Source organism: Halorubrum sp. Atlit-26R, from assembly GCF_003666015.1.
In the GTDB taxonomy this organism is placed as follows: Archaea; Halobacteriota; Halobacteria; order Halobacteriales; family Haloferacaceae; genus Halorubrum.
This window is the reverse complement of record NZ_QPLT01000002.1, coordinates 131981-152552: the sequence shown is the minus strand read 5'-3', so window position 1 is coordinate 152552 and position 20572 is coordinate 131981. Positions and strand designations below refer to the sequence as shown.

Below are 20572 nucleotides of genomic sequence, written 5' to 3'. Positions count from 1 at the left end.
GCTTAAATTCCACGGGCTGGGTTTCGTGGTTGATAACCGAAACGCCGAGAAAACGGCCGCTCGACTCCCCTCTACAGGTCGATTCGATCGCCGATCTCGACTATCTCTAACCGCTCCGGTGACTCGTAGCTCCGGACGTGGTCGTGGAGCGCGGTCGGATCGGCGGTCAGTCCCTTCCACATGTCCCAGTGGGTCGGCACGAGCCGGTCGAGGCCGAGGTCGTTCGCGGCCGTCGCGATCTCGTTCTCGTCGCTGTACCACTTCGTCTGAACCGGATCGCCCGTCTCCTTGTCGGGAACCGTGCCCTCGGAGCCGAACGCGAGGATGCCGAGGTCGATGTCGAACCGCTCCGCGAGCCCCGTAAAGGACGGCGATGGCTTGCTGTCGCCGGCGTGGAACACCGTGCCCGCGTCGTGTTCGATGACGTAGCCGACCGGGTGGGTGGCGTCGGCGTCGCGCGTCTCGACGACGTGGACCGTGAACTCCCCGATGCGCAGCTCGTCGCCCTCCCGAACCTCGGTGAAGGCGGCCTCCTCGACCGCGTACTCCTCCGTCCACGCCTCCTCATCGCGTGCGACGGCGAGCGAGTCGTCGGGCGCGACGAGGTCGGCGTCGGTGTTCGCTAAGATCGGCGCCTGCGAGGGACCGTGAACGTGGTCCGTGTGCTCGTGAGTCGCCAGTACCGCGTCCGCGGCGTCGACGTCGGCCGGATCGAACGGAATTGGGATCATGCGGATCGTCCGCGGCGGGTCGCCCGTGCCGACGTACGGGTCGATCCAGATGACGGTCCCCTCACTTCCCTTGATCGCGAAGCCGTTACAGCCTAAGTACCACAGCGCCACCGTGTCGGGGTCGGCGTCCGCGATCGCGCGCGGCAGCCAGTCGCCCCAGTCGGAGTCGACCATGGGCGTCGATGCGGATGCGGCGGGGGTAATTATTCCGGAGTGCGTCCGAATTGGTGGCCCAGTGCCGATATCCGTTGCTCCTGAAACGACAAAAATCTGTTCGACCCCGAACAAATAAATCATATGTCGCTATACTAAATACAGGCCGAATCGGAACGATAGGCGGTCACCGAGTATCCCCGCGAAACCCGGTCACGGCGTCCGATCGGAAGCGACGCGGTCAGCCGCGAAAGAGGTTGACGACCTCGTCGACGACGTCGGACTCCACCGCGAGGATGTACCGTTCGGAGGCCTCCAGCATCGTTTCGGGGCCGGCGAGACCGTCCCGGTCCGCGGTGGAAATGAGGAGGCTCCCGGCGGGAAGAGCGACCTCGTCGAGTCGTCTCCCCGCCACCGGGGCCGACTCGGCGACCGTCACCTCGATGATGTCGAGGTCGGCGGTGGGGTACACGAGCGTCCGAATCCCCTCGCCCGTGAGCATGTCGGCCGCATGGTCGCCGCCGAGCGACTGCGGGAGGAGGGTGGCGTCGACGACCTCGTCGTGGTCCGGCTCCGTGGCCGTCTCCGATCGGGCGAGCGTCCGGATCGACGGCTCGAGGTAGTGGGCCGTCAGGCAGATCTCCGTGTTCGTCTCCGTCTCGTCGGTGAGCGCCGCGATCGCGTCGGCGTCGCCGAGGTCCGCCTGCCTGAGAATCGACTGGTCCGTGGCGTCGCCGTGGATCACCGGTCCGAGGTACGCGTCGGCTAACTCCTCGACGCGGTCCCCGTCGACCTCGATCAGCAGCACTTCGTGTCCCTGCTCCGTGAGGTTCTCCGCGGTCCGCAGCCCGACCCGACCCCCGCCGGCGATGACGAACCGCTTCGTTCGAGTCATCGTGCCGGGTCTCGGCCCGCAGCGCCTTCAATCCGGCCGACGTTCCTACACGTCCGGAACGCCGGACACGGGCGCCGCGGATAAACCGTTATCAGCCCACGACACGATTCCCAGGTCGGGGAAACTCTCACCGGATATGAAGTGGTCGAGACCGTCCGGATCCGAGCGTACGATGGACGAACTCGGACGCGGCGCTCCCGAGCGATGAGTGGGGAACAGACCCGGTCCCCCGAGGCCGAACTGGGGCTGCTTGACGCGACGATGATCGGAATGGGAGCGATGATCGGCGCCGGCATCTTCGTGTTGACCGGATTGGCCGCCGAGATCGCGGGCCCGGCGGCGATCGTCGTCTTCGCATTGAACGGCGTCGTCACCGCCTTCACCGGACTCTCGTACGCCGAGCTCGCCAGCTCGATCCCGAAGAGCGGCGGCGGGTACGCCTTCGTCCGCGAGATCTTCGACGACCTCTCGTCGTTCATCATGGGGTGGATGCTCTGGTTCGCCTACATGATCGCGGGGGCGCTGTACGCGCTCGGGTTCGCCCCGAACTTCCTCGAACTGCTTCACGTGTACGGGGTCGTCCGACCGCCGGAGGAGGTCGGCGCCCTCGCCCTGCCGGTCGTCGACGCGGCGGTCCCGACGGGGTTCCTGCTGGCGTTCGCCGCGGTGTTCGGGCTCGTCGCGCTCAACGCCGTCTCGACCGCCGCCAGCGGGAGCGCCGAGACGGTGTTCACGATCATCAAGGTGGCGATCCTGCTGGTGTTCGTCGCCTTCGGGCTGGCGTCGCCGATGTTCTCGGGCGCCGAGTTCCAGCCGCTGTTCCCCGAGGGGAGCGGCGCGGCCGCCGTGCTGCCGGCGATGGGGCTCACCTTCATCGCCTTCGAGGGGTACGACCTCATCACCACGGTCACCGAGGAGGTGAAGAATCCCCGCGAGAACATTCCGAAGGCGATCTTCGCGAGCCTGGCGGTGACCGTGGTCGTCTACCTGGCGGTCGTCGCCGTCGCCGTCGGGACGCTCGGCGCGAGCGGACTCGCCGAGGCGGGGGAGGCTGGGATCGCCGAGGCGGCGACCTCGTTCATGCCGACCGGACTGCCGATCATTCAGAACGGCGGCGCGCTCGTCGTCTTCGGCGCGGTGTTCTCGACGCTGACGGCGCTGAACGCGGTCGTGATCGCCTCCTCTCGGGTCGCGTTCTCGATGGGGCGCGAGGGGCAGCTGCTCCCCTCGTTCGGCCAGATCCACCACCGGTACGGGACGCCGTTCGTCGCGATCCTCGCCAGCGCGGTGGTGATGCTCGGCTCGGTCGCGCTGCCGACCCAGAGCGCCGGCAACATGTCGAGCCTGTTTTTCCTGCTGTCGTTCGTCATCGTCAACGTCGCGGCGATCAGGCTCCGCCGGGAGCGCCCGAACATGCACCGCCCCTACGAGATGCCGTTCTACCCCGCCCCGCCGCTGATCGGAATCGCGCTCAACCTGGTCCTGACGGGCGTGCTCGTGGAGTACCTGCTGCGGACGGACCCGCTGGCGTTGGGGCTCAGCGCCGGATGGATCCTGCTCGGCGGGGCCGCGTACCTCACCCTCAACAGGCTGCGCGCGGAGCCGGACTCCGGGCCGGCGGCCGCCGAGGCCGAGATGACCACGGAGACGGAGGACTGAACCCATGCCAAGCTCACTCGACATCGTGATCGCGGGCGGCGGACGCGTCGGCTTCCAGACGGCGGAGATCCTCGCGGACCGCGGCCACGAGGTGACGATCGTCGAACGCGACGAGGCGGTCGTCTCCGAGATCGCCGACGAGTGGATCGCGACGGTGATCCGCGGCGACGCGACGAACCCCGACATCATCGAACAGGCGGGCATCGAGGACGCCGACGCGATCGCCGCGCTTACCGGCGAGACGGGGCTGAACCTCGCGGTCTGTCTGGCGGCCTCGGAGCTGTCCCCGGGGATCCGGACGGTCGCCCGAATCGACCGCACCGCCGGCGAGGCGTACACGCGCTTCGTCGACGCGGTGCTGTTCCCCGAGCGGGCCGGGGCCCGGGTGGCGGCGAACGAGGTCCTCGGCAGCGACGTCCAGACGCTGGCCGACGTGACGGGGAACCTCGACATCATGCTCATCCGGGTCGCGGAGGGGGCCCCGGCGGCCGGGAAGTCGCTCACCGAGGTCCGCTTCCCGGCGGGCGCGGTCGTCGTCTCCGACGCCGACGGCCACCGGATCGCCCGCTCCGACACGTCGCTGACCCCGGGCGAGCGCTACGTCGTCGCCGTCGAGCCCGACGTCGCCGACGAGGTCATGAACCTGTTACAGGGGTAGCAGGGTCGCTCTCGGGGCCTCGACTGCGGTCACCGCCCACCGGGCGTCCACTCGGCGCCGTCGAGCTCGCGGTGCGTGAACGGGACCGCGTCCTCGCCGCTGTAGCTCGCGACGAGGTGGCCGTCGCCCTCGAGGTAGTACTTGTACGTCGTCAGCCCCTCTAAGCCGACCGGGCCGCGGGCGTGGATCTTCCCGGTCGAGATGCCGACCTCGGCGCCGAGGCCGTAGCGGTAGCCGTCCGCGAACCGCGTCGACGCGTTGTGGAAGACGCTCGCGGCGTCGACGCCCGTCATGAACGTCTCCGCGGTCTCCGGGTCCTCGGTGAGGATCGACTCGGTGTGTTTCGAGCCGTGCTCGTTGACGTGTTCGATCGCGGCGTAGGCGTCGCCGACGACCTTGATCGACAGTTCGAGGTCACCGTACTCGGTGTCCCAGTCGTCGTCGGTCGCGGGGTCGACGTCGACGACCTCGCGCGTGCGCTCGTCGCCGCGCAGTTCGACGCCGCTCTCCTCGTAGCGCGCGACGAGGTCCGGGAGGAACGCGTCGGCGACGGACTCGTGGACCAACAGCGTCTCGACCGCGTTGCAGACGGCGGGGTACTGGACCTTCGCGTCGAAGGCGACGTCTTCCGCCATCTCCAGGTCCGCGTCCGCGTCGACGTACACGTGACAGATCCCCTCGGTGTGGCCTAAAACGGGGATCTGGGTGTTCTGCTGGATGTAGGAGACGAACTCCGAGGAGCCGCGCGGCATCACGAGGTCGACGCGGTCGTCGAGCTCGAGCAGCCGGTCGACTTCCTCGTGGGCCTCGACGAGCGCGGCCCACCCGTCGGGGAGGTCCGCGGTCGCGTCGACGATCGCCTCGTGGAGGACGCGGTTCGACTCGCTGGCCTCGCTGCCGCCCTTGAGGACGACGGCGTTGCCGGACTTCAGCGCGAGCGCCGCGATCTGGACCAGGGCGTCGGGCCGCGACTCGAACACCGTCGCGACCACGCCGATCGGCACCGCGACCCGGTACAGCTCGAGGTCCTCGTCGAGCTCGCGCGCCGCCAGCGTCTCGCCGAGCGGGTCGTCCTGTTCGGCGACCGCCTCGACCATCGAGGCGATCTCCTCGACCTTCGTCTCGTCGAGCTTCAGCCGATCGACCAGCGCCTGCGTGTACTCGCCGTCGGCGAGCATCGCCTCGGCCGCCTCGACGTCCTCGGCGTTGGCCGCCAGGATCTCGGCCTCGCGCTCGCGGATCGTGTCGGCGATCGACCGGAGCGCCTCGTTTCGGGTCGCCTCGTCGGCGTTCGCGAGCCGCAGGGCCGCGCGCTCGGCCCGGCGTGCCAGTTCGTCCGTGTCGGCCTCGACGTCGGTGTCCGGTTCGGTGTGGCTCTCACTCATGGTCGTCACCCGTCTTCGGCACGAATAGCGTGCCCGTCGGCTTACCCGCTGCGATCCGCGCTAACACGTCGCGCTCGGCCGATCCCGCGATGATCGCGGGGATCCCGTTGCGGCTCACGTCGTGGGCGCCCTCGACCTTCGTGCGGATCCCGCCGAAGTCGGTCTCGGTGCCGTCGCCGACGATCTCGCGGAGCCGCTCGTAGCCGTCGTCGACCGCCTCGATCAGCGCCGCGTCGTCGTCGCGCTTCGGGTTCCCGGTGTAGACGCCGTCGACGTCGGTGAGCGTCACGAGGAGGTCGGCGTCGAGCCCGATCGCGATCGACGCCGACAGCATGTCGTTGTCCCCGATCCGCAGCTCGTCGGTCGCCACCGCGTCGTTCTCGTTGACGACGGGGACGACCCCCCACGACAGCAGCGTCTCGACCGTGTTCGTGAAGTTGTCGAACCGCTCGGGCGCGTCGAGGTCGGTCCCGGTCACGAGTATCTGTGCGACGTCCTGGTCGAACCGCTCGAAGCTCTGCGTGTAGTGGCGCATCAGCAGGCCCTGGCCGACCGTCGAGAGCGCCTGGCTCTCCGCGATAGAGTCGACGCCCTCGCGCGACTCCGGGCCCTCGTCGAGCCGGCCCGTGCCGGCACCGACCGCCCCCGAGGAGACCAACACGACCTCCGTGCCGCGCTCGCGGAGGTCCATCACGTCCGCGACGAGCTTGTCGAGCTTCACGCGGTCGAGCCGCGAGTCCTCGTCGGTCAGCGAGTTCGTCCCCGCCTTGACGATCACGCGGTCGGCCGCGGCCGCCTCCCGTCGGGCGGCTTCGACCCGATCGCCGTCGGTCGCGCCCACGCGCTCGACGCCCGCGTCCTCAGGCATCGTCGAACGCCTCTGCGAGCTCGCGGGACCGGCGCTCCGCGGCCGCCACGGCGTCTTCGACCGCCGCGTCGGCGTCGCTGTCCCACAGCGCGTCCATCCCCTCGATGGTCGTGCCGTTCGGCGAGCAGACCGCGTCGATGAGCTCGTCGACGCTCCGGTCGTCGCGCAGCACCGTCTCCGCGGCGCCCTTGAACGTCTGGGCGGCCAGCGTCTCCGCCTGCTCGGGGTCGAGCCCGCCGTCGATCCCGCCCTGTTTCATCGCGTCGATCAGGTAGAAGGCGAAGGCGGGACCGCTGCCGTTGACCGCGGTCGAGACGTGCATCAGGGACTCGTCGACCTCGACGAACTCGCCGACCGCGTCGAGCATCGCGCGGACCTCGTCGGTGAGGCCCTCGTTCGTCGCGGCCGCGGCCATGTCGCCCGTCTCCGCCGCGAGGTTGGGCATGATCCGGACGACGGGCGCCTCGGTGCGCTCGGCGACGAACTCGCGGGGGAGCCCCGCGGCCAGCGTCACGAGCTGCTGGTCCGCGCGCAGTTCGAGGTCGTCGAGGACGGCCGGCGCCACGTCCGGCTTCACCGCGAGGACGACGACGTCGGCGTCGCGCGCCGCCGCCACGTCGTCGGTCGTCTCGTCGACCGTGTCTTCGATCGCGGCGAGCGCCTCGGGGTCGAGGTCGATCGCCGTCAGGTGGTACCCCTCCGCGCGGGCGAGCCCCCGGAGCAGGGCGCCCCCCATGTTACCGCAGCCGATAACGCTCACTCGAGTCATTTGCCTCTACGGAGTCGACGGGCCGACATACCAACTGCGGTTTTCGCAAGTTTCCGTGAGAAGCCGACGATCCGCCGTTCGGGGCGGTCTACACCAGATCCGCGTACAGTGACCGGTACCGATCGGCGATCGCGTCGAGCGAGAACTCCTGACTGCGTTCGGCGGCGGTCGCGCCGAGCTCCGCGCGGCGCTCGGGGTCGCGGAGCTCGTCGATCGCGTCGACGAACCCCTCGACGTTGTCGCCGCGTGCGTCGTCGGCTCCGCCCGGCGCGCTCTCCCCGTCGCCCTCGCTGCCCACCTTCAGGCACTCCTCGCCGTCTTCGAGCCACGAGAACGTCTCGATGTCGCGCACGACGAGCGGCTTCCCGGCCGCCATCGCCTCTAAGAGCGCGATCCCCTCGTTCTCCTCGTGGGTCGGGAAACAGAAGACGTCGCCGGCGGCGTACGCGCCGCGGATGTCGTCGACGAACCCCGTGAACGTGCAGTTCGACGGCGCCTCGTCGATGAGCCGCTTCGTCTCGCGACCCTTCAGGGAACGGTCGACGTGGCCGAACCACGCGAAGTCGACGTCGGGGGTCCGGTGGGCCGTCTCGACGAACGTCTCCAACCCTTTCCGCTTGATCACGTGGCCGACCATGAACACCGTCGGCGGGTCGAGGTCGTAGCGCTCGCGGTACTCGCCTTCCAGCGACTCGAACCCCGCCAGCTTCTCGCGGTCGACGCCGTTCGATATCACCGTGGTCGGCGCGTCGGTGTACCCCTCGATCACGTCGCGGTTGTACTCGGAGGGACAGACGAGCCGGTCGGCGAGCCCGTAGGCGCGCCGGAGGTACGGCCTGAGCGGCCGCGCGAGCGCGTTCGTGAACCGGAAGCTGTCGCCGAAGTCCTCGGCCGTGACGTGGGTGTGCGCGACGACGGGGACCCCGGTCTTTCGGGCGCGGCGCGCGTACCAGACCGAGCGCGGCCCCATCAGGTTGAGGTGAAGCACGTCGGCGTCCAGCGTCGGCTCGGTGGTGTACTCGATGCCGGCCCGGTCGAACATCTTCCGCTGGTGGTCGACGGACGCCGCCATGCCGCCGGTGACGTGCTCTTCGAGCTCGAAATAGTGGCTGACCTTCATCGTCGACACCGGGAGCAGGTCCGGGAGCGGCCGATCACTCGACTTCCAGCCACGGGACCTCCATCAGCGGCGGGATGTACGTCTCGATGTGGTGCTCCCAGACGCCCTCCTCGCCGAACGCCTCGCCGTGGTCGGCGGTGACGACGACGTCGCCGTCGAGCTCGTCGACCAGCTCCGAGACGCTCTCTAAGGCGATCCGGAGGTTCTCCTCGTACATCGACAGCGCGGTGACGCGCGTGCCGTCCTTCACCAGGTCCTTCGGGTCGAGTTCGAGCCACAGACCGGCCTTCTGCGCGAACTCGCTGTCGTCGAGCCGGCTCTCGATCTTCGGCCGCACCGAGTCGCTGAGCGAGGAGAGCAGGCCGCCGTCGTCGTCGCTTCCGCCGTCCTCCTCCGCTTCCCCCTGCTCTCTGATCCCCTTCTGGATCTGCTTGAGCTTCTGCCCTTTTCCGCGGGAGAGGTACGGCGCGTGCGGCTGCATGTAGTGGAGGACGGTGCGGTCGGCGCGCTCGACGGCGTCCTGATTCCGGTGGAACGCGTCCGCGAGCCCCTCCGGCGGGACGGTACCGAGGTCGTCGTCCCAGTCGGTCTTCCACACGTCGTGGATGTCGCTGATGTGCTCGGAGGCGGTCCACTCGTAGTCGCAACTGGCGCCCCACTTCAGCTCGTTCAGCGGGATCCCGAGGTCGTTGATGAACGGGTTCCCGGAGAAGTACGCGATGTCGTGGTCGCCGGTGAACGTGCGGTACGCCCACTCCGGCGTCGACGAGCCGACGCTCTTCCGCTTCTCGAGCGTGCCGTCGAGGTACTCGTCGTACACGTCGGCGAACACGTCGTACCGGCACGCGTCGAGCACCAGGCAGTAATCCCACTCCGACTCGAGGAACCGCTGATCTTCCATTGGGTGGGCCGTCGGCCCGGCGGTACGTATGTATTCTCATTCTCGGCCCGGCACCGCGGGGTCCGCCGAAGGAACGCAGTCCGGGGAGGCGGCCTCCGCCCGACGGACGCGAAGCAGACGTTTCAAGTTCGCTACGGCGCCACCTGTTCTATGGAAGGCCCACAGCGGCGCGCGCTAATCTTGGGGGCGGGCGGCGCCGTCCTCCTCCTCGCGGTGCTTTTCGTCGTCGTCGGGGTCGATCGCATCGTCGACGCGCTCGCTCGGGCCGACCCGGCGCTCGTCGCCGCGACCGCCGGCCTCGGGCTCTGTTGGCTCGCGGCGTGGAGCCTCATGCTCCGCGCCGTGTTGGGCGCGCTCGACGTGGAGCTGTCGGTCCGGACCGCCTTTTTGGTCTACAGCGGCGCCGCCTTCGCGAACAACGTCACCCCGTTCGGGCAGGCCGGCGGCGAGCCGGTCGCCGCGGCGCTCATCTCGAAGGTCGGCGAGGCCAGATACGAGACGGGGCTCGTCGGCATCGCGAGCGTCGACGTGCTCAACGTCGTCCCCTCCGTGTCGCTCGTGTTCCTCGGCGTGGGGTCGTACGCGGCCACCACCGCGGTCGGCGACCGCGTCGGGTTCGCCGTCGCGAGCGCGGTCGCGCTGATCGCCGCGATCGTCTCGGCGATCGCGTTCGTCTGGCGCTACCGCGTCGCCGTCGTCGACCGCGTCCCGGGCGCGGTCGGCCCCTTCCTCGGACGGTTCGACCGCTTCGACGCCGAGACGATCGAGGCCGGACTCGCCGACCGGCTCGGCAACTTCTTCGCCGACATCGAGCGCGTCGGCACCGACCGCACCCGCCTCCTCGGGATCGTCGGGCTCTCGCTCCTCGGCTGGCTCTTCCAGGCGGCCGCGCTCACGGCCGCGTTCGCCGCGGTCGGCCACCCGATCTCGCCGGTGATCCCCGTCTTCGTCGTCCCGCTGTCGTACGTCGCGGGCGCGACGCCCCTGCCCGGGGGGCTCGGCGGCATCGAGGCCGCGCTCGTCGGCCTGCTCGTCCCCACGACCGGGGTCGCCGCGTCCGCGATCACCGCCGCAGTCTTAGTCTTCCGCGGCGCGGTCTACTGGCTCCCGATGGTGATCGGCGGCGCGTCCGCCTCCGCGCTGGGCGTGAAGGCGTTCGAGTAGGGCGGCTCCGTCGGAATCCCTCTCTTTTAGACACGTTCTCGTTTAAATCGGCTGGCCGTTCAACGATGGTTCTCGATCGAGTTCGGGAGTAGGTGTAGTATGGCGTGAGTGTGGCCATTTATAAACCAGAGTGCGGTGTTGCTGTCGGCTGTTTATAAGTTATCGACGCTGTAGCGGTGAGGACTTCCAAAGCCCCAGCCGCGAGGCGGGCGCAGGCGGCGCTGCGCTCCTCAGTCGCTCGCGTTGCTCGCTCCCTGCGGTGCTTGCGCCGCCTGCGCCCGCCTCGCGGCTGCCCCTTTGAGTCCCGCCCCGCACAGCACCGCAGCCTCACGCCTCCCCAGCCTCGTCAGTCGCCTCCGCTTCGCTCCGGCGACTGACTCCCTCGCGGGCTGGCTCGCGGCCGCCGGTGGCGGCCGCTCGCAGGCGCGCCACCGCCGGCTATTTATAATCGGCCGTCGGTGCCGCTGGCGGCTATTTAAATACCAAATCGCTGCTACCGATCTGCGATACTCACTCCCGCTATCGCTTACCGCCACTTCCGTACTGGGCGATTCAGAGCGCAAAACCGGCGACTGCTGAGGATTTACATAACGTCCGGAGAGCGGGAGCGTCCGAGCGGGGCGAGGAGTCAGGCGTCGAGTCACCGCACCGAGCGCCGACGCAGTCCCGCCCCCAGCGCGAACGCCGCGCTCCCGAGCGTGAGCGCGACCAAGAGGGCGACGACCGGCCCGATCCGGAGTCCGGTCAGCAGTTCGGCGCGGGGACTCAGCGCGACGATCGACGGTCGCGGGACCGCGTAGCCGCCGGCGTCGAGCGTATCGCCGCGAACGACCGCCGCGAGCGGCGGGACGACGAATATCCAGATCGCCGCGAGGAACGTCGCTCCCCACCCCGCGACGAGGCCGCCGCGGTGCCGACCGGCGTACCCGGCGCCCGCGAGGCCGACCGCGACGAGGGCGGCCCAGATCGGGTACCGCCCGGCGGTTCGTATCGGCTCCCAGGGGAGGGCGACGAGGAGCGACGCGGCGACGAACGCGGCCGCGACCGCGCCGAGCGCGCGTTTCGGGGACCGGCCGGTGCCGAGGAGGAGGGCTCGCGAGACCATGGGGACGCGTCGACGGGAGCGCACAAAAACGACGGGGACCGCTCGCTTGGGCGGCCCCGCCCGCGATGCCCTCCTCTTAGAAGAACAGCCACAACACGAGCAGCACGTACAGCGTCACCAGCGAGATGAGCGTCAGCCGGATGAGGATGTTGACGCTGAACACCAGCCCGTTGTAGTCGTTCTTCAGGAGCTTCACCGGCTCCGTCCGCCGGCTCTCGAACCCGACCGTCGCGGGCGCCACGTCGTCGACGGCGCGGTCGACCGCGCGCTCGATGGCGTCGGTGTCGGACTCGCGCATGTTCGCCAGCTCGTGGATCGACGCGTGGGTGTCGGTCGAGAAGGGGATCACCGCGTCGAACTCCTCGCGGTACGCGTCGGCGGTCGCCCGCACGTCCGGGGTGAGCCCGTTCGTGTCGACGCCGACCCAGAGGACCTCCTGCCCGTCGACGCGCTCGACCATCGCCAGCGCGTCCTGCCCGGTCCGGGTCACAGAGAAGCCGGCGGCGTAGTCGTCGGCGAGGTCGGCGTCCGCGAGGCGCTCGCGGAACTCGTCGAACGCGCGCTTGAGGCGGTCCGCCTCGGCGGAGCCGTACTGGATCTCCACGTCGGGCCCGTTCTGGATGTCGTGTCTGTGCTGGTCGATGAGCAGCACGTCGTCGTGGTCGACGTCGCGCATGAACACGCCGGTGTCGTAGTCGTCGATCCCCTCGCCGTGGAGGACGATCACTTCCTTGTCGCCGACCCGACGCCCGTGGAACCGCACGTCCGCGTACCCCTCCCGATCGCCGTACGATTCGGTCACCAGCCGCGAGGCGCGGTCGGTCCGCTCCGGCTCCGCGACCGCGTCGCGGATCCGCTCCGCGTCCGCCGGGTTCGAGAGGTCCTCCTTGTGCGTACACGGGACGTGGAAGAAGAAGCCGGCGTCGCCGTCCGCGGCGGCCTCGGTGCCGCCGTCGGCCGCGGCGGGGGCCTCGGCTCGCTCGCTCCCATCGGCCTCCCGACCGTCGTTCAGCGCGTCGATCAGGTTCCCGCTGAGCTGACCGCCGCCGAACCCGCCGAGCGGACCGGGGTGGACCCACGGGGCCGCGACCGTGAGCCGGCTCCCGTTGTCGACGGCGAACGTCTCGACGGCCGGGCGGGCCTCGACGCCGAGGTCGAGGGACTCGCGGTCGTTCCGGAGGAGCCCGGAGGTGAGCGCGAACGCCGAGACGTCCGTGTTGCTCTTGATCAGGTAGTCGACGACGAGGAGGACTAAGACCAGGAAGCCGGCCGCGATGAGCAGCGAGGCGAACGCGAACACGTGGCGGTACGTCGAGAAGCCGAGGTCGCTGCCGCCCAGCGCGTAGAACGCCGCGATGAGCAGTCCCGGTTCGACCAGCGAGACGAGGAGGATCCGGTCGGAGCGGTCGATGCCCGTCGAGACGACGAGCACTAGGATGTTGACCAGGTACAGCGTGATGAAGCTCAGCCAGATGATGCTCCAGGCGTTCCCGACGTTGTTCGCGCCGGAGAGCACCAGCGCGTACACGAACAGGACGAACTGCGAGGTGAGCGCGAGGAAGTAGCTCCACGGCCGCGGGTAGCCGTCGAGGACGCGGGGGAACAGCTCCGCGGCGACGACGAACGGGATCAGGAAGATGAGGACCGCGACGGGCACGATCCGAGACGGGTCCGGCGAGAAGGGCGTGAACAGCCAGAACCCCGCGACGGTCGCGATTCCGTACACGGCGCTGAGGAGGACGAGCGCGGCAGCCTGTACCCGGAGCCGCGGAACCGAGAAGATGAACCGCTGGAAGGCGTCGACGTTGTCCGCGCCCATCTACCCTGTCACCCCGTAGATGGATTCGAGCTCGTCTATCGTCTGTTCCACAGAGAACCGCTCGACGGCCGCGCGGGTGTCCCTGTCGCCGTCGAGGCAGTCGCGGACCGCGCGCTCCATGTCGTCGAGGTCGCCGAACGCGAAGCGGGCCCCGTTCTCGGGGCCGATCGTCTCGTCGAACGGCGCGACGTCCGCGGCGGCCACCGGGGTGCCGCAGGCGTTCGCCTCCAGCGTCGAGAGCCCGAGCGTGTCGCAGGTCGACGCCGTGACGAAGACGTCGAGGGCGGCGTAGAAGTCGGGGAGCTCCTCCCGCGGCAGGAAGTCGTGGAACCGGACGTTCGCGGGCGCGTCCGCCTCGAGCTCCGCGCGGACCGGGCCCTCGCCGACGAGTTCGAACCGCACCTCGGGCAGCCGCTCGGCGAGCCGGAGCGTCTCGTCGACGTTCTTCTTGCGGGTCATCCGGCCGCTGTACCCGACCACCGGCGCGTCGGCCGCGGCCGGGCCGCCGTCGGTCGCGAGCGCGGCCACCCGGGCGCCCTCGCGCGGCCGGAACCGGTCCATCTCGATCCCGACCGGGAGCCGGTACGGCTCCACGTCGCGGCGGATACGCGAGGTCGAGGCCGTCACGCAGTCGAACGCGTTCAGGAACCGGTTCTCGTAGGCGACGTACGCCCGGCCGACCGCGGAGGCGAGCCGCTCCGACTTGAGCCCCTGAACGAAGTAGTCCTCGACGGGGGTGTGGTGGGTGTACACCGACGTCGCGCCGTACCGCCTCGCGTACCGAAGTCCCATCAGGCCGGTCGACGCCGGGCCGTGACAGTGGACGACGTCGAGGTCGGGGAGCGTCGAGAGGCGGCGGTAGGTCGGGAGGCGGTACTGCCGGTAGAAGGGGTTCGGCAGCGAGGGGACGGGGATCTCGTGATCGTCGGGCTCGTGACTGCTCTCCGGGTAGACGACGTACACGTCGTGACCTCGGGCTTCGAGCCGATCGCGCCACGCCTGAATGGTGTACGTGACCCCGTCGATGCCGGGGAAGTAGCTGTCGGTGAAGAAGCCGATGTTCATGGTCGCGGTCGTGCGTGGAGGGGTCGCGTCCGGCCGGGGCGGGCGCCGCCCCCGCGGCCGGAGAGGGGTGTGTCGGTCGCAACGGGGGCGCGGCCGGGGGCTCGGTCCGGCCGGCGGCCGTCTGCGACGACGAGTGCTGCCGATACCACTGTTGGTCGCGACGTTCTCCACCTGACCGCTTCAACATTTTCATTTCCGGAAGCGCCGCGGAGGCCGCGACGACGGCCGCGTTCGGACCCCGCCCGCTTAATCCCGGGGCGGACGAAAGAGGAGCCATGATCACGACAGACAGGATGGCGGCCGTCGACGCGAACGCGGCCGCGCTCGGCGTGCCCCGCAAGCAGCTGATGGAGTCGTCCGGCAACGCGGTCGCCCGGGAGGTGCGCGCCGTCGCGGACCCGGGCGCGACCGTCGCGCTCGTCTGCGGCCGGGGGAACAACGGCGGCGACGCCTTCGTCGCGGCGCGGTTCCTCGAGGAGTACGACGCGGCCGTCAGCCTGCTCGGCCGCCCCGAGACGATCCGCACCGACATCGCGCGGGAGAACTGGAACGCGCTGGCGAGCGCCGAAATCCCGTCCGAGACGGTCACCGACTCTCGCGAGTTCGCCCTCAGCGCTCCCGACGGCGACGGCCCGGACGTCGTCGTCGACGCGATGCTCGGGTCCGGGATCTCGGGCGGGCTTCGCGAACCGGAGCGGACCGCCGCAGAGGCGATCAACGCGAGCGAGGCGACGGTGATCGCCGTCGACGTGCCCTCCGGGATCGACGCCGACACGGGCGATCCCACGGGCGGACCAGCGTCCACCGCCGTCGACGCCGACCGCGTGGTGACGTTCCACGACGAGAAGCCGGGGCTGGCCGCGCTCGACGCCGACGTCACGGTCGCGGACATCGGGATCCCGGCCGCCGCGGAGCGGTTCACCGGCCCCGGCGACCTCTTCGGGCTCGACCGCGACCCGGACTCGCACAAGGGCGACAACGGCGAGGTGCTCGTCGTCGGCGGCGGACCGTACACCGGCGCGCCGACGCTGTCCGCGCTCGCCGCGCTTCGCGCCGGCGCCGACCTCGTTCGCGTGGCGTGCCCGGAGTCCGTCGCCGGCGCGGTCCAGGGGTTCTCGCCGAACCTCATCGTCCGCGCGCTGCCCGGCGACCGCGTCGGGCCCGCCCACGCCGACCGTGTCGCGTCGCTCGCGGCCGACAACGACGTCGTCGTCCTCGGCCCGGGGCTCGGCGGCGGCGACGGGACCGAGGAGTTCGTCCGCGAGTTCCTGACGGGGTACGAGGGGCGCGCGGTCGTCGACGCCGACGCCCTTCGGGTCGTCCCCGACGTCGACACGGACGCCGACCTGATCTGTACGCCCCATCAGGGCGAGCTCGTCGGCATGGGCGGCGAGACGGCGGGCGACCCGGACGAGCGCGCCGAGCTGGTCCGCGAGTTCGCCGCCGACCTCGGACACGCGCTGCTCGTGAAGGGGGCGGTCGACGTGGTCGCCGACGCCGACGACGTGCGGCTGAACCGCACCGGCAACCCCGGGATGACCGTCGGCGGGACGGGGGACGTGTTGGCGGGGACGGTCGGCGCGCTGGCGGCCGTGACCGACTCGTTCCGGGCGGCCGCGGTCGGCGCGTACGTCGTCGGGCGCGCGGGCGACGCCGCCGCGGCGGCGAACGGCGCCGGCTTAGTGGCGACGGACTTACCCGACCGGCTGCCGGAGGCGATGCGTAATGAGTGAAGAGGGAGGCAGCGCCGACAGGGGGGCCGACGGAGCGGGCGCGGAGCCCGCCGGCGCGGACGCGCTGACGCACACCGACGACGCGGGCGACGTCCAGATGGTCGACGTCGGCGCGAAGCCCGACAGCAGCCGCCGCGCGGTCGCCCGCGGTGCGATCCGGCTGACCCCGGAGACGATCGACGCGGTCGAGGCCGACGCCGTCGAGAAGGGGGACGTGCTCGCGACCGCCCGGATCGGCGCGGTTCAGGCCGTGAAACACACCTGGGAGACGATCCCGATGTGTCACCAGATCCCGATCACGAACGTCGACACGGAGTTCGCGGTCGGCGACGACCGGATCGAGCTGACGGTCGCGGTCGAGACGACCGGGAAGACGGGCTGCGAGATGGAGGCGTTAGAGGGCGTCACGACCGGCCTCAACACCGTCTGGGACATGGTGAAGGCCGCCGAGAAGGACGCGGACGGCGGGTACCCGGACACGCGAATTTCGGACGTCGAGGTCGTCGAGAAGCGGAAAGAATCGGTCGGGGAGTAGACCGATCGACGGGACGCGAGCGCCGTCAGCCTGCGGGCGCCGCGCGCGTCGACGCTTCAGAACAGCCCGGTCACGTCACCGTCGGCGTCGACGTCGATGTCCTCCGCCGCGGGCTCGGCGGGGAGCCCCGGCATCGTCATCACGTCGGCGGTCTTCGCGACGACGAAGCCGGCGCCCGCCGAGGGAGTCACTTCGCGGATCGTCAGCGTCCACCCCTCCGGCACCCCGGTCCGCGCGGCGTCCCCGGACAGCGAGTACGGGGTCTTCGAGAGGCAGACGGGCAGGTCGCCGTACCCCCACCCCTCGACGCGCTCGACGTCGTCGGCCGCGCCGTCGACGTACTCGACATCCGCGGCCCCGTACACCTCTCGGGCGACGGTCTCGATCTTCTCTCGAATCGGTGCGTCGACGTCGTACAGGGGCGAGAACGAGCCCGTCCCGGCGCGCTCGCGGACGAGTTCGGCCAGGTCGGTCGCGCCCGCGCCGCCGTCGCGGTAGGCGGTCGAGCGCGCGACGGGGATCCCGCGGTCCGCGATCGCCTCCTCCAGCGCCGCCAGTTCCGCCTCCGTGTCGTCGCCAAACACGTTGATCGCGGCGACCGTTGGGATCCCGAACGACTCGGCGATCGAGACGTGTTTCGCGACGTTGTCGACGCCGGCGCGGACCGCGTCCGGGTCCGGTGAACCGAGCGTGTCGAAGTCGGTCGGCCACATCTCCAGCCCGTGCCGCTTCGCGCCGCGGACGGTGGCGACCACGACCGCGACGTCGGGGACCATCCCCTCTCGCGCGACGATGTTGCCGAACTTCTCCGCGCCGAGGTCGGCGCCGAAGCCCGCCTCGGTGACGAGGTAGTCGGCGAGCGCGCTCCCGACCCGGTCCGCGACGAGCGTGTTCGTCCCGTGCGCGATGTTCGCGAAGGGGCCGCCGTGGACGAACGCCGGGACGCCCTCGACCGTCTGGACGAGGTTCGGACGGAAGGCGTCGCGGAGCAGCGCGGCCGCGGCGCCGGTCACGCCCAGGTCGTCCGGCGTCACCGGCTCGCCGTCGGCGTCGACGGCGAGGACGATGCGACCGATCCGCGCTTTTAAATCCTCTAAGTCGGACGCGAGCCCGAGGACCGCCATCAGCTCCGAGGCGGCGGTGATCACGAACTCGTCCTCGCGGGGGACGCCGCCGGTCGTGCCGCCGAGGCCGACGACCGTCTCGCGGAGCGCGCGGTCGTTGACGTCGAGCGCGCGCGGCCAGTGGACCCGCCGCGCGTCGATCTCCGCGTCGTTCCCCTGATGGAGGCGGTTGTCGAGCGCGGCCGCTAGGAGGTTGTGCGCCGCCGTCAGCGCGTGGATGTCGCCGGTGAAGTGGAGGTTGATCGCCTCCATCGGCAGCACCTGCGAGTACCCGCCGCCGGCCGCGCCGCCCTTGATCCCGAAGACGGGGCCGAGCGACGGCTCGCGCACGGCGACCGCGGTCCGCTCGCCAAGCTCGGCGAGCCCCTGACCGAGCCCCACGGTCGTGACCGTCTTCCCCTCCCCCTTCGGGGTGGGCGACATGCCGGTCACGAGGACGGTCGTCCCGTCGGAGCCGGCCGTTCCGCCTCGCTCGGCCGGTCCGCCGGCCGCGCTCGTCCCGTTTGCGGCGTCCGCCGCGCCGCCGACGGCCTCGCGCACCGCCGCGTGCGTGAGCTTCGCGACGCCCTCGCCGCGGCGCTCGACGTCGTCGGGGGAGAGGCCCAGATCGGCCGCGACGTCCTCGATCGGGCGGGGATCGGTCGCTTGCGCGACGGTGAGGTCGGACTCCGGTGTCCCGGTCGCGTCGCTCGCGGAATCTGTTGGCGCCATACCGGCGCTTCTCAGGCCGGTCGTATGAGCGTTGCTCGGTCCTTGGTGACGATCCTCACCGATCGAGGAACGGCGGGATCACGACCTCGGCGCGCTTCTCGTCGCCGCGCACGACGACGCTCACCTCGGCGCCGGCGTCGGCGTACGACTCGTGGAGGTACCCGAGTCCGATCGGCTCGTCGAGCGTCGGGCTCATCGTCCCGGAGGTGAGCTTCCCGACGCGGGTGAGGTCGCCGTCGGTGACCGCGTAGCCGCCGCGGGGCACGCCGCGCTCAAGGAGGCGGACGCCGACGAACTTCTCGTCGACGCCCTGCTCCTTCTGGGCCTCCAAGGCGTCACGGCCGACGAACTCCGTGTCGAGCTTCACGACGAAGCCGATCCGCGCCTCGTACGGCGTTCTGGGTTCGTTCTCGGGGTCGAAGTCCTGCCCGGACAGGAGAAAGCCCATCTCGGTGCGGAGCGTGTCGCGCGCGCCGAGCCCGCACGGCTGCGCCTCGCGCGGCGCGTCGACGAACGCCGTCCAGACGGCCTCGGCGGCGCCGGCGGGGCACATCACCTCGAAGCCGTCCTCGCCGGTGTAACCGGTGCGCGCGACCCAGCTCTCAGTCTCCGCCACCGCCGCCGACGTCGCCTCGAACTTCGAGAGGTCGACGACGCGGTCGCGGGGGGTGGCCTCGTCGAGCGCGTCGGCCGCGTCGGGTCCCTGGACCGCGAGCATCGCCCAGTCGTCGGTGGCGTTGGCGACCGTCGCGTCGAGGTCCCACTCGTCGCGGTGCGCGGTCCAGCGGTCCTCCATCTGCTCGTCGTGGCCCGCGTTCGGCACGAAGAGGTACGCGGGGTCGCCGCTCGGCGCGTCGAGGTCGCCCTCGTGGGCGACCTCCAGATGCGCGAGCGAGGCGGCCGCCTCGCCGGCCGGGGTCCCGTCGGGGAGCCGGTAGACGACCGTGTCGTCGAGCATCACGCCCTCCTCGTTCGTGATCGCGGCGTACTGGGAGTCGCCCGGGTCGAGCGCGCGTACGTCGTTGGTCGTGAGCCGGTTCATCAGCTCGGTCGCGTCCGGGCCGGCCACCTCTATCTCGCCCATGTGCGAGACGTCGAAGACGCCGACGGACTCGCGGACCGCGGCGTGTTCGGTCCGGATCGAGTCGAACTCGACCGGCATCTGCCAGCCGCCGAAGTCGGTGAACTTGGCGCCGCGCGCGTCGTGAGCGTCGTGGAGCGGAGGGAGGCGATCGGTCATACTCGCACCTCGCCCGGACGCGCCTAAGCCTTTGTGGCATCGGGGAAGGGGAGCCCCGACGCCGGATCCGGCGGTCGTCGACGACTCCGCCGGAGCGACTCGGCCGACAGCCTCAAGCGGTCGCCGGTCCCCGTATCGGGCGTGAGCAGCCGTCGCCCCGATCGCACCGGCCTCGTCGCGCCCGCGGTCGCGGTCCTCCTGATCGCGGTCCTGCTCGGGTCGCTCGTCGGGACGTGGCCGCCGTTCGTCGCGGTCGAGAGCGGCAGCATGGCGCCCGGCGTCGAGCGCGGCGACCTCGTCGTCATCACGGATACCGACCGCGCGCCGTGGGGGGAGCTCTCGACCGCCGCCGACCCGGACGCACCGACGCGCCTCGGTGAGCCGGGCGACGTGGTCGTCTACACCGTTCCGGGCGCCGGGGGGAGACCGGTGTTCCACCGACTGGCGTTCCCCGTCGACGCCGGCGAGGACTGGACGGAGCGGGCCGACCCGGCGCTGCTTTCCGGCGACTGCGCGGAGCTTTCGACCTGTCCCGCGCCGTACGACGGGTACGTCACGTACGGCGACGCGAACGAGCTGTACGACCAGAGCGCGGGCATCGCGCCGGTCGTCCCCGACGAGTGGATCGCCGGGAAGGCGCTGTTCGCGGTGCCGAACCTCGGCTGGGTCCGGGTGGGAATCGACGCGGCGGCCGCGCGGTACGGCGGGGTCGCGACGGGCGTCGTCCTCGTGGGCGGCGCGGGACTCGCGGGGGGCGTCGGCGCGCTCTTGCTGGCACGGTTTCGGCGGAAGAGGCGGCGATGAGCCAGCCCAGTAGCGGTGATTCGATATATAAATAGTCTGTAACGGCAGCAGCGATTGCTTATAAAACCCGTGCGGTCGGCGCGCGCCTCCGAGCGGCCGCCATCGGCGGCCGCGAGTAGAGAGAGACCGAAGG

General features: G+C 70.7%; 18 protein-coding genes. 6 read left to right on the top strand and 12 right to left on the bottom strand.

Annotated features, from left to right (window positions below; all coding sequences use genetic code 11):
- Window positions 1–71 precede the first annotated feature (71 nt).
- The gene (locus DVK07_RS03185; protein ID WP_121595704.1) at window positions 72–905 is read right to left on the bottom strand and encodes an MBL fold metallo-hydrolase; all 834 of its coding nucleotides are present in this window, start codon (window positions 903–905) and stop codon (window positions 72–74) included.
- 220 nt (window positions 906–1125) lie between these two features.
- Complete coding sequence (locus DVK07_RS03180) at window positions 1126–1779, bottom strand: TrkA family potassium uptake protein (protein WP_017343280.1); 654 nt, start codon at window positions 1777–1779, stop codon at window positions 1126–1128.
- A gap of 204 nt (window positions 1780–1983) precedes the next feature.
- Here DVK07_RS03180 and DVK07_RS03175 point away from each other — a divergent pair, with 204 nt between their 5' ends.
- A complete protein-coding gene (locus DVK07_RS03175; protein WP_026046221.1) occupies window positions 1984–3438 on the top strand; it encodes an APC family permease in 1455 nt (484 codons plus the stop codon).
- 4 nt (window positions 3439–3442) lie between these two features.
- Window positions 3443–4096: a TrkA family potassium uptake protein gene (locus tag DVK07_RS03170; protein WP_017343278.1), complete on the top strand. Its 654-nt coding sequence runs from the start codon at window positions 3443–3445 to the stop codon at window positions 4094–4096.
- A gap of 29 nt (window positions 4097–4125) precedes the next feature.
- On the opposite strand, the gene DVK07_RS03165 is transcribed toward DVK07_RS03170, so the two are convergent.
- The 5 genes from DVK07_RS03165 to DVK07_RS03145 all read right to left on the bottom strand — a co-directional run bounded on the left by DVK07_RS03165 (window position 4126) and on the right by DVK07_RS03145 (window position 9139).
- Window positions 4126–5490, bottom strand: coding sequence for a glutamate-5-semialdehyde dehydrogenase (locus DVK07_RS03165; protein ID WP_121595703.1), 1365 nt, complete (start codon window positions 5488–5490; stop codon window positions 4126–4128).
- The gene (proB, locus tag DVK07_RS03160) at window positions 5474–6349 is read right to left on the bottom strand and encodes a glutamate 5-kinase (RefSeq protein WP_121595702.1); all 876 of its coding nucleotides are present in this window, start codon (window positions 6347–6349) and stop codon (window positions 5474–5476) included. The genes DVK07_RS03165 and proB overlap by 17 nt, the downstream gene beginning before the upstream one ends.
- Entirely contained in the window at window positions 6342–7118 is a 777-nt protein-coding gene (gene proC / locus DVK07_RS03155; RefSeq protein ID WP_121595701.1) for a pyrroline-5-carboxylate reductase, read from the bottom strand. Before proC ends, proB begins: the two co-directional genes overlap by 8 nt.
- Before the next feature lie 88 nt (window positions 7119–7206).
- Window positions 7207–8238, bottom strand: a complete 1032-nt coding sequence (locus tag DVK07_RS03150) for a glycosyltransferase family 4 protein (RefSeq protein WP_121595918.1) — start codon at window positions 8236–8238, stop codon at window positions 7207–7209.
- 34 nt (window positions 8239–8272) lie between these two features.
- Complete coding sequence (locus DVK07_RS03145; RefSeq protein WP_121595700.1) at window positions 8273–9139, bottom strand: hypothetical protein; 867 nt, start codon at window positions 9137–9139, stop codon at window positions 8273–8275.
- A gap of 150 nt (window positions 9140–9289) precedes the next feature.
- Here DVK07_RS03145 and DVK07_RS03140 point away from each other — a divergent pair, with 150 nt between their 5' ends.
- The gene (locus tag DVK07_RS03140; RefSeq protein WP_121595699.1) at window positions 9290–10303 is read left to right on the top strand and encodes a lysylphosphatidylglycerol synthase transmembrane domain-containing protein; all 1014 of its coding nucleotides are present in this window, start codon (window positions 9290–9292) and stop codon (window positions 10301–10303) included.
- Between the two features lie 640 nt (window positions 10304–10943).
- On the opposite strand, the gene DVK07_RS03135 is transcribed toward DVK07_RS03140, so the two are convergent.
- The 3 genes from DVK07_RS03135 to DVK07_RS03125 form a co-directional block, all read right to left on the bottom strand.
- Window positions 10944–11408, bottom strand: a complete 465-nt coding sequence (locus DVK07_RS03135) for a hypothetical protein (protein ID WP_121595698.1) — start codon at window positions 11406–11408, stop codon at window positions 10944–10946.
- A 76-nt stretch (window positions 11409–11484) separates the two neighbouring features.
- A complete protein-coding gene (locus DVK07_RS03130) occupies window positions 11485–13227 on the bottom strand; it encodes a DUF2070 family protein (protein WP_121595697.1) in 1743 nt (580 codons plus the stop codon).
- On the bottom strand, window positions 13228–14292 hold the full coding sequence (locus DVK07_RS03125; protein WP_121595696.1) for a glycosyltransferase: 1065 nt from the start codon (window positions 14290–14292) through the stop codon (window positions 13228–13230).
- 275 nt (window positions 14293–14567) lie between these two features.
- Between DVK07_RS03125 and DVK07_RS03120 the strand changes: the two genes are divergently transcribed.
- Both DVK07_RS03120 and moaC read left to right on the top strand, forming a co-directional pair.
- Entirely contained in the window at window positions 14568–16025 is a 1458-nt protein-coding gene (locus DVK07_RS03120; protein ID WP_121595695.1) for an NAD(P)H-hydrate dehydratase, read from the top strand.
- Complete coding sequence (gene moaC / locus DVK07_RS03115) at window positions 16018–16560, top strand: cyclic pyranopterin monophosphate synthase MoaC (RefSeq protein WP_121595694.1); 543 nt, start codon at window positions 16018–16020, stop codon at window positions 16558–16560. The genes DVK07_RS03120 and moaC overlap by 8 nt, the downstream gene beginning before the upstream one ends.
- A gap of 56 nt (window positions 16561–16616) precedes the next feature.
- Here moaC and DVK07_RS03110 read toward each other — a convergent pair whose 3' ends face one another.
- Window positions 16617–18395, bottom strand: a complete 1779-nt coding sequence (locus DVK07_RS03110) for a formate--tetrahydrofolate ligase (RefSeq protein ID WP_121595693.1) — start codon at window positions 18393–18395, stop codon at window positions 16617–16619.
- Between the two features lie 55 nt (window positions 18396–18450).
- A complete protein-coding gene (locus tag DVK07_RS03105; protein WP_121595692.1) occupies window positions 18451–19635 on the bottom strand; it encodes a glycine cleavage system aminomethyltransferase GcvT in 1185 nt (394 codons plus the stop codon).
- 141 nt (window positions 19636–19776) lie between these two features.
- Here DVK07_RS03105 and DVK07_RS03100 point away from each other — a divergent pair, with 141 nt between their 5' ends.
- A complete protein-coding gene (locus DVK07_RS03100; protein ID WP_121595691.1) occupies window positions 19777–20439 on the top strand; it encodes a S26 family signal peptidase in 663 nt (220 codons plus the stop codon).
- Window positions 20440–20572 lie beyond the last annotated feature (133 nt).